The sequence below is a fragment of the Simiaoa sunii genome (genome assembly GCF_014337175.1).
In the GTDB taxonomy this organism is placed as follows: domain Bacteria; phylum Bacillota; class Clostridia; order Lachnospirales; family Lachnospiraceae; genus Acetatifactor; species Acetatifactor intestinalis.
The window spans coordinates 3,237,807-3,252,723 of record NZ_CP060633.1; the positions used below are offsets into that span (position 1 = coordinate 3,237,807).

The window sequence follows — 14,917 nt, forward strand, 5'->3', positions numbered from 1 at the left end:
TTACATCGCCATACCGCCGTCCACGCACAGTACCTGGCCGGTGATATAGTCCGAGGCATTTCCTGCCAGAAACAGTACCGCCTGTGCGACATCCTCCGGTCTTCCCATTTTCTTAAGCGGGATCTGTCCAACCGCATTATCCTGTACCGCCTCCGGAAGCTTATCTGTCATATCTGTCCGGATAAATCCGGGTGCCACGGCATTCACACAGATATTCCGGGATGCCAGTTCTCTCGCTACACTTTTCGTCAGACCGATCAGTCCCGCCTTGGAGGCGGAATAATTAGCCTGCCCTGCATTCCCGACGATGCCACTGACAGAAGAGATATTGATGATTTTCCCATATCTCTGCTTCATAAAGGTCTTCGTCAGATGCCGGATCATGTGAAATGCGCCTTTCAGGTTCGTATCCAGGACTGCATTGAACTCTTCTTCCGTCATCCGCACGATCAGATTGTCCCGCGTGATCCCGGCGTTATTGACAAGGATGTCAACTCTGCCGTATTTCTCTGTTACTGCCTTTACAAAGGCTTCACTCTCTGCAAAATCCGCAACATTGCACTTCACAGTCTCCGCCATACCGCCTTGGCTTCGGATGTCCTCCGCCACTGCTTCCGCCGCCTCTGCAGAGCCGTTATAATTAATGATCACCGTGGCTCCTTCTGTTGCCAGTGCCTGTGCCACTGCTTTTCCGATGCCCCGTGATGCCCCTGTGACAATAGCAACTTGTCCTGTCAGACTTTTTCCTGTCAACATGCCAGTTCCTCCATCACCCGGTCCAGATCCTCCGGTTTCTCGATATTGTATACTTTGACATTTCTGTCAATTTTCCGTACGAAGCTGCCGAGTGTCTTCCCCGGGCCAATCTCTATGAAAGTGTCCACGCCATCTGCGATCATCCGCTCTACACTCTGGGTGAAATGAACGGGACTGGATACCTGTTGTTTCAGCAGTTCCGCAACCTGTGACGCATCTGTCACATAATCCGCTGTTACGTTGGATACATAAGGAATCCAAGGGGTTGACAGCTTGACGCTTTTCAGTTCTTCTGCCAATTGTTCTCCTGCATTTTTTAACAGGGCTGAGTGGAATGGTCCGCTGACCTTTAAGGGGATACAGCGTTTTGCACCTGCTTCTTTCAGCGCTTCTGATGCCGCCTCTACTGCATCTGCCTCTCCGGTGATCACGATCTGTCCCGGGCAGTTATAATTTGCCACGGAGACGACTTTGCCGGTTTCTTTTGCTGTCCGTTCGCAGATTGCTGCCACAGCATCTCCGTCCAGTCCCAATACTGCTGTCATGGCTCCGCCTTCCGGATAGGCCTCCTGCATATAGATACCACGCATCCTTATGATCCGGAACAGGTCCGGCAGTTCCATCACACCAGCAGCAGCCAGCGCCCCATATTCTCCCAGGCTTAAACCTGCTGCCATCTCCGCTTTCAGACCCTTGGCTTCCAGTACCTTCAGGATTGCGACTTCCATGGTAAGCATAGCGATCTGCGTATATTCTGTAACGTTGATATAAGGATTTTCCTCAAAGGTCAGCTGCTCCATAGAGTACGGATGTCCGCTATCCGCCTGCTTTTCCCGTTTATCCTGCCAGTATAGATTCTGAAGCACCTTGTCTGCCAGCTTCCATACCGCCTGTGCTTCCGGATAAGTATCATGGAATTCTTTTCCCATTCCTATGTACTGAGATCCCTGTCCCGGGAATAAATATGCAATCTTGCTCATTTTGTCATCTCCTATTACTATGTGATACGATTTGTTCCCCTCATTACAGCACAGTTTCTATCGCACCGTTTTCCATATACACTACGCCGCCTGCCACTGTTCGAAATCTGCTGTCAGCGGTTAGCTGTCGCTATATTTTATTTATGCTGTCCTTGTGCCGCTATGCACTCCTGAGCCTGCTGCACTGTTTCTTCAATAATCTCACGGCAGGTCTGTTCTCTGCGGATCAGTCCTGCGATTTGTCCCGCCATCAGGGTTCCATTTACGGTATCCCCATCCTGCACTGCCTTCCTAAGAGATCCCAACGTCAGCTTTTCCAACTCCATGAAGTCTGCATTTTCCTTTTCCAACTTCAGATACTCTCTGGTCATCTGATTGCGCAGGGAACGCACCGGATGTCCGGTAGACATTCCCGTGACCACGGAATCGATATCCTTTGCCTTGATGATCTGATTCTTATAATTTTCATGGACAATAGATTCCTTCGATGCTACGAACCGGGTGCCCATCTGGATACCTTCCGCTCCCAGCATAAAAGCCGCCGCCATTCCTCTGCCATCGGCGATACCTCCGGCTGCGATCACCGGGATAGATACCGCATCCACTACCTGCGGAACCAGCGCCATGGTCGTGGTGGAACCGATATGTCCACCGCTTTCCATGCCTTCCGCCACCACAGCGTCCGCTCCGGCACGCTCCATCATCTTCGCCATAGCCACACTGGCTACCACCGGAATGACTTTCACTCCGGCATTCTTCCACAGTTCCATGAATTTTCCCGGGTTTCCAGCACCAGTCGTTACCGCTTTTACTCCTTCTTCCACGACAATCTTCGCTACTTCCTCTGCGTTGGGATTGAGCAGCATGATATTCACGCCGAAGGGCTTGTCGGTCAGCTCTTTACATTTACGGATTTCCTCCCGGACGACCTCCGGCGGAGCGGAAGCAGCCCCGATGATGCCTAATCCTCCGGCATTCGATACCGCTGCCGCCAGCTTATGTTCCGCCACCCATGCCATGCCGCCCTGGAAAATAGGATATTCGATTTGTAGAAGTTCCGTGATCTTTGTTCTCATTGTCTTTCTGATCCTTCTCGTCGTTCTGCGTTATATTACATATTCTGATGATACCAGGGTCCTAAGGTCTAAGCCCACATGAGCTTGCTCATAAGTGGGTGAAAGACCTTAGGACCCGCCCCGATATGCAGTTCTTACGCCTGCTCCTGAATATATCTGATAACATCACCTACTGTTGCCATATTTTCCAATTCCTCGGAAGGAATGGACACACCATATTCCTCCTCAAATGCCATTACCAGTTCAAACAGATCCAGGGAATCCACTTCCAGATCCTCCTTGAAACGGGTTGCCTCTGTGATCTCTACATTCTCCTGGTTTAACTGTTCTCTGATGATAGCTGCTACTTTTTCTAACATGTTTTTGCTCTCCTTATGCATTTAAAGTCTTTCTTCGTCAAATTATTTTGACTATCAAAGTATTTAAATGCAATATACTACGCGGATGTTGTTCTGTCAACATCTTTTTTTATTATTACCACATATATTATTTTCATCGCTCTGGCGGTAAAATCAGGATTTTTTGTTTCTCCCCTTGCCAAACCGGCATTTTTCAGATAAAATAATCTACGTTGTAATCCTTTGGAGACGTATCGAAGTGGTCATAACGGGGCGCACTCGAAATGCGTTAGCCCTTCTCGGGCACGTGGGTTCAAATCCCACCGTCTCCGCGCATAAAAAGCCGATAATCTGTGAAAACAGACTATCGGCTTTTCGTTTTAGAAAAATGTGCAAAATATGTGTTTATTTTCCAGAAAAATGTGTTACGTCTCCCGCAGGATCTGCATGATCGTATCATAATGCTCCGGATCATGTGGGAAGGTGCAGTCTGAGCAGTCCTTGATCCGTCTGCCGTTTTTCTCGAAATACCGGGGATTCCCTGGGCAGTGCTCCAAGCGGTACATGGGGCAGTAGCAGAACAGGCAGTTGAAATCTGCAAGTCCCTTGTGGCAGGGGAAATATTTACAATCTTTATTCTCAAAAAAACGATAGGAATTTTCCATTTGCAACACTCACATCCTTCCATAACCTGCAAAGTTTGCGCATTGGCGCAAATTTGCGTGTGAAACTTAGAACTTCTTCACGAAAGAGCCCTTGCTCTGAGTGATCAGAAGTTCTTTTCACACTTCACACTACACTTCTTCCGCCATGCACATTCCATGGGCAATCTTCTGCTCTTTCAGCTGTTCCTCCAGCTGGTTCAAGGCATCATCTTCATCCTCTGCAAACACCATCGCCTGATAGACTTCCTCCGGTCCTTCCGGTGCCAGCGCTGTCACCTCATACATCTGCATGGCAATTACCTCTTTCTTCCTCAAAATACACGTTCACCCTTCTCTTTATTTTATACCCGTTTCCCCGTTTTTTTGCAAGCGAAAAGCGCCACTCCGGGGAAGAGTGCCGCTTTTCAGGAGAGATTTATGTATTGAATGTTGTTGGCGAAATATTAACCCTTGACGCTTCCCATTGCCACGCCCTGGACAATGTACTTGGAAAGGAACAGGTATACGATGATAACAGGGAAGATAGAGAATGCAATCGTTACATACACCTGACCCATATCAAACTTCAGGAAGTCTGCGGAACGCAGCTGAGCGATCAGGATAGGTAATGTCTTCATCTTGTCATCATGCAGAACCAGTGCCGGTGTGAAGTAGTTATTCCAGTTCGCTACGAAAGTGAAGATCGCCTGTACTGCGATTGCCGGCTTCATCAGCGGCAATACGATGGAATTAAATGTACGGAACTCACCGGAACCATCGATTCTGGCTGCCTCTACCAGAGACAGGGGCAATGCACTTTCCATGTACTGCTTCATATAGAAGAAAGTAGCGGGTGCTGCGATTGCCGGGATGATCAGGGGGATAAAGTTATCCTCCAGCTTCATATCAGCTACCAACTGGATAAATCCGAGTGCGGTAACCTGGGTAGGAATGGTCATGATTGCCAGGATAAAGGTAAACATGAACTTCTTTAACTTAAAATCATATACATGGATCGCATATGCGGTCATGGTAGAGAAGTAGGTACACAGCACAGCACTGCAGGTTGCTACTACAAGGCTGTTGATCATACCTCTGACTACCGGCAGGGTTCCTGCCATGACACCCTTCCAGTTCTGGATCAGATGTGTGCTGGGCAGCAGGGTAAATCCCTGTGTCAGCTCGCCTTTGGATCTAGTTGCATTTACAAACAGTATATAGAACCAGAACAGGCAGAGAAAACTCATAATAACCAGTACGATATATGCAAGTGCTCTTCTGGCATGAATGCCCAGACCTTTTTTTGTCTCGTTTGTTTCTACGCTCAACATTTCTGCCACCTCCTACTTATCCTGTTTGCCGTTCGAGAACTTAAATACGATCAAGCTCAGGATACCTGTGATAATGAACAACATTACAGACAACGCACCACTCATTCCGTAGTTCTTACTGTACAAATGGTTGTTCAGGTACATGATCAGGGTCATGCTGGATCTCATAGGATCGCCCTTACCGTTGGTCAGAATCTGAGGTACATCGAACATCTGCAGACCACCGATCAGGGATGTGATCATTACGTAGATCAGAATCGGCTTCAACAAAGGTAATGTAATCTTGAAGAATACCTGGGTAGAGGTTGCTCCGTCTACCTCGGCTGCCTCGAAGAGGGAAGTATCGATACCCATCATACCTGCCATCAGGAGGATCGTTGTATTACCAAACCACATCAGGAAGTTCATCAATGCTACCAGACCTCTGGTACTCCATACGTTTGTAAGGAACTGATATGGCTCCTTTAAGATTCCGATCTGCATCAGCATTTCATTGATAGGACCACCATCAGAGAACAGCGTGAAGAACAACATTGCAAATGCGGAAGCCATGATCAGGTTCGGCAGATAGATCACTGTCTTGAAGAATCTCTGTCCCTTTAATCTAAGGCTGGGATCCGAGAACCATGCACCCAGAAGCAGAGATATGATGATCTGCGGTACAAATCCCAGTATCCACATGATCAATGTATTCTTGGTGTACATCCACAGGTCCGGATTGGACAACAGCTTTGCATAGTTACCAAATCCGATGAAATTCGGTCCGATCTGTGTCAGTCCGGAACGGTAATTTTCAAAAAAGCTGTAATAAAATGTCCTGAACAACGGGATCAACTGGAATAATACATACACTACTACAAAGGGGATCAGGAAAATATACCCCCACTTATTATAGCGTACCACCTTTCCGCGTTTTACCTTTGCCATAATGATTCCTCCCTTTTGCCGTCATGCTCTCTTAGCGACTTTACGTTTTTCGTGCCTTTCTTTGTTTCCGATCAGGCTCGCAGCAGCTCTCTTCTTTTTGTTCTTAATTATCTTCTTCTGAAAAAAGCTTCTGCCAACCGGGAATTTTGAGAGAAAAACCGTGCCTACCTGACCAGCCAGGCAGGCACGGTTCTCAATTCCTTATTGTTTCGCTATTCGCTTATCATTTCGGATTAGTGAGTAAGCTCAGGATACTTCTCTTCTACAGCCTTGTAGAACAGATTCAGTGCATCATCCAGAGAAGCCTTGCCATCGAAGTAGTTCTTCATAGCATGCTGGAACTCTTCGTTACATCCCTGATCGTATGCAGACAGGTTGCTCAGATCGATCTTCTCAGCGCCTGCGCAGAACATAGCCAGAGGGTTCTGTCCGCCCAGTACCTTGCTCTGATAAGAGGTATCTGCTGCCATAGCTTCCATAGCGGGTTTGTTGTTTACGAAATCATCATCAGCTACAACGATCTCTTTCATGATGTCTTCATCAGTGGTCATCTTCAGGATGATATCCTTAACCAGAGAAGCGTTGTCGGTTCCGGTAGCACCGCAGATCCAAGTACCGCCCCAGAAGAAGCCCTGAGGTCCTTCAGTAGCGCCCCAGCCACCCTGATTTGCGATAGATCCATCGGTATCAGCTGCCATGGAGAAGTTGATCAGCCAAGCGGGTCCAAAGTAGCAGAATACTTTGCCATCGGGATAGAAGCCTTTGCTCCAGTCATCAGACCACAAGTCGAAGGTACCGGTTTCCTTAGCGTCAACCATCTTCTTGGAGTCATCAACCCACTTCATCAGGTTGTCATCGATTACAATCTTGCCATCCTGTACCCATTTGCCGGATACGTTGTTGGAGTATACACGATAAGTATCGTTTACGGAAGATACCATGTTGTAACCGGCTGCTTTCATCTTCTCAGCGGTTGCGGTAAAGGTATCCCAATCAGATACAGACTTCTGAACCTCTGCAGGATCATCGGTTCCCAGAACAGCCTTAGCAGCTTCACGGTTGTAAATCAGAACGCCGGGGCAACCCTGCCATGAAACACCCTTCAGATTGCCGTTGGAGTCGGTAACAACATCCTTGGTGTACTGATACTGGTTAGCCAGATCTGCATCGGTGATGCCCAGATCCTTAACAGGCATTGTGTAGTCGGTATCAACATATTTCAATGCGTAGTCAGCCTCAACCAGGAACAGGTCGATCTTGTCATCAGCTGCTGCATCAGCCTGCTTTAACAGTGTTGCATCCAGATTGTTCTGATAAGCGTTGTCATCAGAAGGAGTGATGTTCCACTTTACAGTGATGTCACCGATCTTACCGGTGGTTCCGTCTACTTCTTCATATCCGGGATAATGATCTGTCAGACGGCTCTTGAACTCCTCGTTCCAGCAGTAGATGTTGAAGACTTTGCCTTCCTCTGTAGCAGGTTCAGCTGCTACCTCGGTAGAAGCTGCTGCTTCGGTGGATGCTGCGGGTGCTGCCTCACTGGAAGCTGCTGCAGGAGCATCGTTGCTGCTGCCACAGCCTACCAGCATACTGGCAAGCATAGCGGTTGTAAGTAAAGCACTAAGTACTTTTTTCTTCATGTTTGTTTCCTCCCATTTTTTGTTGAATGTTTGTTGTAAGTGCTTGTTGCATTTATCTTCATATGGTTGCGGTTGCGGCGCTTCCATATAAATGCCTGATTATTTGTCTGTCGGGATCTGTGCTACCGACTTGCCTTCCACTACCTTACCGGGTACTATGACCTGTTCGATAATGGTGGTCTTGGGTCTCTCTATGAGGCTGATCAGTTCTCTGGCTGCAAGACAGCCGATCTGTTCGGTATCCTGCTGGACTGTGGTCAGCCTGGGCTCCAGCTGTCTTGCGGACTGAATCCCATCGTATCCTGCCACCGAGATATCTTCGGGAATCTGTAACCCCCTCTCCCTGATAGCATTGATGCCTCCGAAGGAAGCGAAATCATCCGGATAAATGATACATGTCGGTGGATCCGGAAGATCCAGTAATTCGTTGGTCACACGATAGGTTGTGGTTGTATCTCTGTAGGCTGCCTCTCTGATGTACTCATCGGGAATCTGTAGTCCCAGTCGTTCTGCCGTCCGGTAGAAGCTGGATAATCGTCCCGAGGTAACCGCTGACATTGCGCCGTGTATATAGGCAATTTTTCTATGTCCTCTGCTATATATGTATTCCAGCAGTTCTTTCATACCTGCCACATTGTCCGACATGATCGCGATACGGTTATTAAACAGATAGTCAATAGTAACTACTGGGATGGAACTCTGTACTAATTCGATGACTTCGGGATCTGCGAAATCGATACAGGCGAGCACCACTCCGTCAAAGCCTCTGTACCTGCTGTGTTCCAGGTAGGACATCCGATCCGAACGGTTCTTGCAGCTGTTAATAAAGGTAATGTCGTAACCGCTCTTCTCTGCAGTCCTCTTGAAGCTGTCCAGTACACTGGAAAAGTAATCATGGGTCAGACCGCTTTGTGCTTCATCTACGAAGAGGACTCCTATTCCATAAGTTCTGTTCGTCTTCAGTGCTCTGGCGGAAAGGTTCGGGGAATATCCCATCTCCTTGGCTACCCGTCTGATATTTGCTTTGGTTTCTTCTCCAATGTCCTTGTGGTCGTTCAGTGCCTTGCTGACAGTTGCAACGGAGACTCCACAAATCTTGGAAATGTCTTTCAATGATGCCATACCGTTCTCCTGTTTCATGTCTTCGTCATTTCATCCGACCTGTTTTGTAACTTAATCGTTTTCGTAGTTTTAATATATACCACCTTTGAGCATTTTGCAATACTTTTTTGCAGTTTTTTTCTAAAAAGTATCCACTTTGTCTATAATTAACAATTTCAAATAAGTGTTTTTGTACATTTGGCTTGTGCAGCAATTGAGTTTCTTCTATATAATGGCAAAGTATGCGATAACGTTTGCTACTATTTTGTTTCGTAAATCTGCTTTTTTCAAGATCCGTTTTGTTTTGTATCTTCTGTCCATGTTTTTCTTGCGTATTTGTATATATTGCGCATTTTACAGGCTTTTTCAAGATTCGTATTGCATTTTCAGCACTGCTTCTGTATAATACAAATCAGAATTCCGGATTACTTAATCGTTTACTGAACATTAAGCAGTCCGCAGCGAAAAAGCAAACACTCAACATACAACAACATGAAAGAAGGAGATTTTCTTATGAAGTATGGTCATTTTGATGATGTGCATCAAGAATATGTCATCACTACTCCCAAGACTCCGCTTCCCTGGATCAACTATCTGGGATGCAACGAGTTTTTCAGTCTGATATCCAACACCTGCGGCGGATATACCTTCTATAAGGATGCCAAACTGCTGCGTCTGACCCGTTATCGTTACAATAATGTACCGGCAGACATCAACGGCAAATATCTGTATATTAAGGATGGAGATACCGTATGGAATCCCGGCTGGCAGCCTACGAAGACCGAGCTGGATTCTTACGAGTGCCGTCACGGTATCGGTTACAGCCGTTTCACCTCTTCCAAGAACGGTGTTAAGGCTTCCGTGCTCTCCTTCGTTCCTCTGAATGATAACTGTGAGATCTCTCAGCTGACTCTGACCAACGGAAGCTCCGAGGACAAGAAGCTGTCCGTATTCTCTTATGTAGAATGGTGTCTGTGGAATGCCGATGATGATATGAAGAACTTCCAGCGTAACTTAAGCACCGGCGAAGTGGAGGTACAGGATTCGACTATTTACCACAAGACCGAGTACCGCGAACGCCGTAATCATTACGCAATTTATTCTGTAAATACGAAGATTGATGGTTTCGATACCAGCAGAGATGCTTTTCTGGGTGCGTACAGAGGTGCGGATTCTCCCGAAGCGGTTGAGAACGGCAAGTGCACAAACTCCATGGCAAGCGGCTGGTCTCCCATTGCTTCTCATCAGATCAATGTGGATCTGGCAGCCGGCGAGACCAAGACTTTCATCTTCGTACTGGGCTATATCGAGAATCCCGAAGACGAGAAGTGGGAGTCCTACGGTGTGATCAACAAGACCCGCGCGAAGGAAATGCTGGCAAAATACCAGACCGACGCCCAGGTAGAAGAAGCTTTCGCAGCGCTGCAGGCTTACTGGAAGCAGTTACTTGCCCGTTACACGGTAGATTCTGCTGACGAAAAAGTAAACCGTATGGTCAACACCTGGAACCAGTATCAGTGCATGGTAACCTTCAACATGTCCCGTTCCGCTTCTTATTATGAGTCTGGAATCGGTCGTGGCATGGGCTTCCGTGATTCCTGCCAGGATCTGCTCGGCTTCGTACATCTGATCCCGGATCGTGCAAGAGAGCGTATCATCGATATCGCTTCCACCCAGTTCCAGGACGGCAGCGCTTACCATCAGTACCAGCCTCTGACCAAGAAGGGCAACTCCGATATCGGCAGCGGCTTCAATGATGATCCTCTGTGGCTCATTGCAGGTACCAGTGCTTACGTAAGAGAGACCGGTGATACCTCCATCCTGACCCAGATGGTTCCTTTTGACAACGATATGAGCGTAGCTGCTCCTCTGATGGATCACTTAAAGCGCTCCTTAGACTATATCATCAACCACAAAGGTCCTCACAATCTGCCTCTGATCGGCCGCGCCGACTGGAATGACTGTCTGAACCTGAACTGCTTCTCCGCTCATCCCGGAGAATCCTTCCAAACCTTCGGTCCCAGTGAAGGACCCGTGGCAGAATCCGTATTCATTGCCGGTATGTTCGTAAAATACGGTGAAGAATATGCCCAGCTGTGCGAGCTGATGGGTGATGCTGATGAAGCTGCCCGCGCACGCAAGGAAGTACAGGCAATGTACGATGCGATCCTGAAGGATGGCTGGGACGGCGACTGGTTCGTTCGTGCTTACGATGCTTACAGTCACAAGGTAGGTTCCAAGGAATGCCGCGAAGGTCAGATCTACATCGAGCCTCAGGGCTTCTGTGTACTCGCCGGTGTCGGTGTAAAGGAAGGGCTTGCCGAGAAGGCACTGAATTCCGTAAAAGAAAGACTGGATACCAAGTATGGTGTCATGATCTTACAACCTGCATACACGGAGTATCACCTCGAACTTGGTGAAGTATCCTCTTATCCCCCCGGATACAAGGAGAATGCCGGTATCTTCTGCCACAACAATCCCTGGGTATCCATCGCAGAGACCGTTCTGGGCAGAGGTGACAGAGCCTTCGAAATCTACCGTAAGACCTGTCCCGCATACATCGAGGATATCAGCGAGATCCATCGTACCGAGCCTTATGTATACTCCCAGATGGTAGCCGGTAAGGATGCAAAATTCTACGGCGAAGCGAAAAACAGCTGGCTGACCGGTACCGCGGCATGGACTTTCGTAAATATCTCCCAGTACATCCTTGGTGTATATCCTACCCATCAGGGATTATCCGTAGATCCTTGTATTCCTAAGGGCTTCGGTGATTTCTCCATCACCCGTAAGTTCCGTGAGGGCACCTATCACATTCAGGTGAAGAATCCTCAGAATGTGGAGAAGGGTGTGGTATCCATGACCGTAGATGGCAAGGCTGTTGACGGACACATCATCCCTTACGAAAAGGGCAAGGAAGAGTACAACGTAGTTATTACCATGGGCTAAAGAACATAGTTTAAACAATTTCTATCCTCCTTAAAAATCCTCCGGCAACTATAATTGCCGGGGGATTTTTCTGTCAAATGATATTATTTTCTCCATTTTTCTGAAGCAGTTTCCGGTACGTGGCATCCATTCCCAATGCCCCAAGTGGTGCTGTAATGAGAATTGCCAGCACTGCCACCGAAAGGACGATCTTACCACAGGCTAATCCCATCGCTAACGGCACGGAGCCGATGGCTGCCTGTACGGTAGCTTTCGGCAGATAGGCGATCATACAGAACAGGCGCTCCTTTTTACCTAGTTCCGTTCCCAGCAGACACAACGCCACACCAACGGAACGGAACACCAGTGCCAGCAGAATCATGCCCACTGCTGCAAGACCGGCTTCCATGGTATAGCGGATGTCCACCGCAGCGCCTACGAGTACAAACAGTACTACCTCCGCTGCCAGCCACAGCTTGCCGAACTTGACAGACAACCTGCCCGTGACTTCCTTAGGTGTCCGCATCTTCAGTGCACATGCCATGCTCACCACTGCTAGCAATCCGGAAAAAGCAACCTTTCCCTTTAACATCGTCTCCAGTGCCATTAACAGGAAGGATAATCCCATAATAATAATGACTTTCATGCTGTTGCGCACGTAACTGCCCTTCCGATATAACAGTTCAAAAAGCTGTCCCAGCAGCCATCCCACCAACGCACCGACCAACACACCGGTCAGAATTGACACCGGAATATTTGCAAAATCCAGTGCATTTACATGTCCGCCCTGCGCCATTCCAACAAAAGTGGAAAACAGCACTATGACATAAATGTCATCGCAGGAAGCTCCTGCCAGGATCATCTGCGGAATACTTTTCTCCGTGCCATAGCCGTTCTCCATAAGGTGCACCATCCTCGGCACCACCACAGCAGGTGACACTGCTGCCAGTACCGCACCCATGACCGCCGCATCGACTCTGTTGATATTCAGGATCATGGGGGCAAATATTACAAAAGCAAGCAATTCACAAGTAGCGGGAACGCAGGACAGCATGACTGCGGAACGTCCTACTTTTTTCAGATCCTTCAGATCCAGAGATAATCCGGCCTTGAGAAGTATAATGATCAGCGCGATCTGTCGTAGCTGTGATGAAATATTCAGAATCGATACATCCAACAGGTTCAGCACATATGGTCCCAGAATAATTCCGGTAAACAGCATTCCGATAATGCGTGGCAGGTGAATCTTCTGGCAGATTGCTGCCATAAGAAGTCCCAGCAAAAAAATCAGTCCCAGTGATGTAAGCATAAAAATTTCCTCCATTTTCTCGCGGCAGGACGTTTTGGATTCCAACAAAAAGGCTGGTGTCCCCTGCATATTCTGCAGAAGTCATCAGCCAAATAAAATCCTATTTCGGCGGTTCGAAACCTAAGTTTCTGGGAGAACCTCATTCCCGATGTTTTTATTATATACTAGAAAATATCCACCGTCAACGCATCCCCGAAATCCTCTGCTGGAATCTCGAAATCAACAATTCCCGCTGCATACGGCTGCAGTACATACTGCCCGGATTCAAAGACGAATCCATCTCCCGTAATGCTGAAAGTCGGGCTTGCCGGTCCATTGCCGGTACCTGCGATGTCCGCTCCATAGATTTCCTGATAGATAGTATCCATATTTTCCGTACCATCTAACACTACCAGTTTAATACTCTTCTCATAATCAGGGAAGAAGCAGTCATCCGTCGCCTGCATCTCGGCAGCTTTTTTCGTCACCAGTTCCAGTGCTTTGTCACGGAAGCCGTTTCCGAGACTGTCAAAGGTAATTTTTTCTCCTGTCTGCGTATAATAGTTTCTGTAATCCTGTATGTACCAGCCATGTGCTCCCTGATTATAGCCCTCATTGCCCCATACCACGCTGATCACCTTGTCATCTGCACGGATTACCTGAAATGAAAGTTCTTCATAGCTAGTCATTCCCGACATCTCGCCCTCATAAACTGTACCGAAATCACTATTGTTGATACTATCCAAAAAAGTTTCCACATACGCGTTCAAATCCTTTTGGATCTTGTCCTGCGCTTCTTCATTACCTTCTATCGTGATCTTCGGCACCTGATAGGTATAGGTGTATTTTCGTTCCGCATTTTCCGGATCACTGCTGCCTTCAAAATCCTCTGTGGTAATCTCCACTTTGCCGGTTGTCGCAGTCTCGGTCTGCATCTCCTGCTGCGATGCAGTCTCCGTTTCTGCATTCTCCAGTACGCTTTCCTGCGTATTCTCAATTGCGGTGCCGGTCACCTCCGGGATCACTGGGGATTCCAGACTTCCGCATGCAGTAAACGCAAGCAGCAGTCCTGTAAGTATTGTAGCCAATAATTTCTTTTTCATTTTATTTACCTCCTAATGCCAGTATATACAACCACTGCATCATAATTGCATCATGTCCCGACCACGCCCCGCAACACAACTTTCCCCACATATTTCCGGACGAGTTCTGCCATCTGTTCCAGTTCCTCCCGTGAGAAAGCGCCGAACACTTCCGCACCGCCCGGCTTAACAGCATTGCTTTCTGCTGTCTGTATCATCCGGTACAGGCAGTTATCATTCTCCTGATAACTCTGCAAGTAGTATGCAGGACACCCTTCGATCCATCTGCCGATCTCCTTAAATTCTCCCACGGTATGAATCCCCTTTACCACAGTAGTTCGGAATTCATAGGGAATTCCGCTGCTTTTCAGGATACCGATACTCTCCTCAATGCGGGAGATATCCATATGTGGCAGTCCCGCCGCCCGGGCATAATTATCCCTGGAAGCCTTAATATCCATCGCCACATAATCGATCAGGTGCTCCTGTAACAATTCCCACAATACTCCGGGCATATACCCGTTGGTATCCAGCTTGATGGGATACTCCAGCTCCTTGATCTTTTGCAGGAACGCCCGAAGGTCCCGCTGCAGAGTCGGCTCTCCGCCGGTGACGCAGACGCCCTGGAGGATTCCCTGCCTTTTCTTCAGGTAGTACAGCACTTCCTCTTCCGCGACGGAGGGCTGTCTCGCAGGATCCAGTACCAGTTCCCCATTGTGGCAAAACGGACAGCGAAAATTGCAGCCTCCTGTAAAAACAGTGGCTGCAATATGTTCCGGATAATCTAATAAAGTTGTCTTGTTAAAACCATGTATTTCCATACAGT

General features: G+C 47.9%; 14 protein-coding genes, 1 tRNA gene and 1 riboswitch. Of the genes, 2 read left to right on the forward strand and 13 right to left on the reverse strand.

The window, feature by feature from the left end; translation table 11 throughout:
• The 4 genes from fabG to acpP all read right to left on the reverse strand — a co-directional run bounded on the left by fabG (window position 1) and on the right by acpP (window position 3,171).
• Window positions 1-756 carry a 3-oxoacyl-[acyl-carrier-protein] reductase gene (gene fabG / locus H9Q77_RS15030; RefSeq protein WP_249326055.1) on the reverse strand — a complete coding sequence of 252 codons (756 nt, stop codon included), beginning with the start codon at window positions 754-756 and terminating at the stop codon, window positions 1-3.
• The gene (fabD, locus tag H9Q77_RS15035) at window positions 750-1,736 is read right to left on the reverse strand and encodes an ACP S-malonyltransferase (protein ID WP_249326056.1); all 987 of its coding nucleotides are present in this window, start codon (window positions 1,734-1,736) and stop codon (window positions 750-752) included. The genes fabG and fabD overlap by 7 nt, the downstream gene beginning before the upstream one ends.
• 137 nt (window positions 1,737-1,873) lie before the next feature.
• Window positions 1,874-2,812 carry an enoyl-[acyl-carrier-protein] reductase FabK gene (gene fabK / locus H9Q77_RS15040; protein WP_118546509.1) on the reverse strand — a complete coding sequence of 313 codons (939 nt, stop codon included), beginning with the start codon at window positions 2,810-2,812 and terminating at the stop codon, window positions 1,874-1,876.
• A 134-nt stretch (window positions 2,813-2,946) separates the two neighbouring features.
• On the reverse strand, window positions 2,947-3,171 hold the full coding sequence (gene acpP, locus H9Q77_RS15045; RefSeq protein ID WP_117466369.1) for an acyl carrier protein: 225 nt from the start codon (window positions 3,169-3,171) through the stop codon (window positions 2,947-2,949).
• Between the two features lie 224 nt (window positions 3,172-3,395).
• Here acpP and H9Q77_RS15050 point away from each other — a divergent pair.
• A tRNA-Ser gene (locus tag H9Q77_RS15050) sits at window positions 3,396-3,482 on the forward strand.
• A gap of 93 nt (window positions 3,483-3,575) precedes the next feature.
• On the opposite strand, the gene H9Q77_RS15055 is transcribed toward H9Q77_RS15050, so the two are convergent.
• From H9Q77_RS15055 to H9Q77_RS15080, 6 genes are all read right to left on the reverse strand, one after another.
• Window positions 3,576-3,815, reverse strand: a complete 240-nt coding sequence (locus tag H9Q77_RS15055; protein ID WP_118546508.1) for a cysteine-rich small domain-containing protein — start codon at window positions 3,813-3,815, stop codon at window positions 3,576-3,578.
• A 129-nt stretch (window positions 3,816-3,944) separates the two neighbouring features.
• Entirely contained in the window at window positions 3,945-4,130 is a 186-nt protein-coding gene (locus H9Q77_RS15060; RefSeq protein ID WP_147365338.1) for a hypothetical protein, read from the reverse strand.
• A 128-nt stretch (window positions 4,131-4,258) separates the two neighbouring features.
• Window positions 4,259-5,125 carry a carbohydrate ABC transporter permease gene (locus tag H9Q77_RS15065; protein ID WP_022154584.1) on the reverse strand — a complete coding sequence of 289 codons (867 nt, stop codon included), beginning with the start codon at window positions 5,123-5,125 and terminating at the stop codon, window positions 4,259-4,261.
• 12 nt (window positions 5,126-5,137) lie between these two features.
• Window positions 5,138-6,052 (reverse strand): carbohydrate ABC transporter permease, encoded by a 915-nt coding sequence (locus H9Q77_RS15070; RefSeq protein ID WP_118546507.1) that lies wholly within the window; start codon window positions 6,050-6,052, stop codon window positions 5,138-5,140.
• A gap of 233 nt (window positions 6,053-6,285) precedes the next feature.
• The gene (locus H9Q77_RS15075) at window positions 6,286-7,692 is read right to left on the reverse strand and encodes a type 2 periplasmic-binding domain-containing protein (protein WP_118546506.1); all 1,407 of its coding nucleotides are present in this window, start codon (window positions 7,690-7,692) and stop codon (window positions 6,286-6,288) included.
• A gap of 99 nt (window positions 7,693-7,791) precedes the next feature.
• Window positions 7,792-8,814, reverse strand: coding sequence for a LacI family DNA-binding transcriptional regulator (locus tag H9Q77_RS15080; protein WP_118546505.1), 1,023 nt, complete (start codon window positions 8,812-8,814; stop codon window positions 7,792-7,794).
• A gap of 492 nt (window positions 8,815-9,306) precedes the next feature.
• Here H9Q77_RS15080 and H9Q77_RS15085 point away from each other — a divergent pair, with 492 nt between their 5' ends.
• Window positions 9,307-11,742, forward strand: a complete 2,436-nt coding sequence (locus H9Q77_RS15085) for a GH36-type glycosyl hydrolase domain-containing protein (RefSeq protein ID WP_249326059.1) — start codon at window positions 9,307-9,309, stop codon at window positions 11,740-11,742.
• Between the two features lie 73 nt (window positions 11,743-11,815).
• Here the strand turns inward: H9Q77_RS15085 and H9Q77_RS15090 are convergent, their stop codons facing one another.
• The 3 genes from H9Q77_RS15090 to H9Q77_RS15100 all read right to left on the reverse strand — a co-directional run bounded on the left by H9Q77_RS15090 (window position 11,816) and on the right by H9Q77_RS15100 (window position 14,912).
• Window positions 11,816-13,030 carry a cation:proton antiporter gene (locus tag H9Q77_RS15090; protein ID WP_249326060.1) on the reverse strand — a complete coding sequence of 405 codons (1,215 nt, stop codon included), beginning with the start codon at window positions 13,028-13,030 and terminating at the stop codon, window positions 11,816-11,818.
• 68 nt (window positions 13,031-13,098) lie between these two features.
• Window positions 13,099-13,186: riboswitch (Fluoride riboswitch) on the reverse strand.
• 8 nt (window positions 13,187-13,194) lie between these two features.
• The gene (locus H9Q77_RS15095; protein WP_249326062.1) at window positions 13,195-14,112 is read right to left on the reverse strand and encodes a PdaC/SigV domain-containing protein; all 918 of its coding nucleotides are present in this window, start codon (window positions 14,110-14,112) and stop codon (window positions 13,195-13,197) included.
• Between the two features lie 50 nt (window positions 14,113-14,162).
• Entirely contained in the window at window positions 14,163-14,912 is a 750-nt protein-coding gene (locus H9Q77_RS15100; RefSeq protein ID WP_249326063.1) for an anaerobic ribonucleoside-triphosphate reductase activating protein, read from the reverse strand.
• Window positions 14,913-14,917: the final 5 nt, after the last annotated feature.

Coding starts and splice junctions, on each gene's coding strand:
- fabG (WP_249326055.1), bottom strand. CDS start 756: ATGTTGACAGGAAAAAGTCTGACAGGACAAGTTGCTATTGTCACAGGG.
- fabD (WP_249326056.1), bottom strand. CDS start 1,736: ATGAGCAAGATTGCATATTTATTCCCGGGACAGGGATCTCAGTACATA.
- fabK (WP_118546509.1), bottom strand. CDS start 2,812: ATGAGAACAAAGATCACGGAACTTCTACAAATCGAATATCCTATTTTC.
- acpP (WP_117466369.1), bottom strand. CDS start 3,171: ATGTTAGAAAAAGTAGCAGCTATCATCAGAGAACAGTTAAACCAGGAG.
- H9Q77_RS15055 (WP_118546508.1), bottom strand. CDS start 3,815: ATGGAAAATTCCTATCGTTTTTTTGAGAATAAAGATTGTAAATATTTC.
- H9Q77_RS15065 (WP_022154584.1), bottom strand. CDS start 5,125: ATGTTGAGCGTAGAAACAAACGAGACAAAAAAAGGTCTGGGCATTCAT.
- H9Q77_RS15070 (WP_118546507.1), bottom strand. CDS start 6,052: ATGGCAAAGGTAAAACGCGGAAAGGTGGTACGCTATAATAAGTGGGGG.
- H9Q77_RS15075 (WP_118546506.1), bottom strand. CDS start 7,692: ATGAAGAAAAAAGTACTTAGTGCTTTACTTACAACCGCTATGCTTGCC.
- H9Q77_RS15080 (WP_118546505.1), bottom strand. CDS start 8,814: ATGGCATCATTGAAAGACATTTCCAAGATTTGTGGAGTCTCCGTTGCA.
- H9Q77_RS15085 (WP_249326059.1), top strand. CDS start 9,307: ATGAAGTATGGTCATTTTGATGATGTGCATCAAGAATATGTCATCACT.
- H9Q77_RS15090 (WP_249326060.1), bottom strand. CDS start 13,030: ATGCTTACATCACTGGGACTGATTTTTTTGCTGGGACTTCTTATGGCA.
- H9Q77_RS15095 (WP_249326062.1), bottom strand. CDS start 14,112: ATGAAAAAGAAATTATTGGCTACAATACTTACAGGACTGCTGCTTGCG.
- H9Q77_RS15100 (WP_249326063.1), bottom strand. CDS start 14,912: ATGGAAATACATGGTTTTAACAAGACAACTTTATTAGATTATCCGGAA.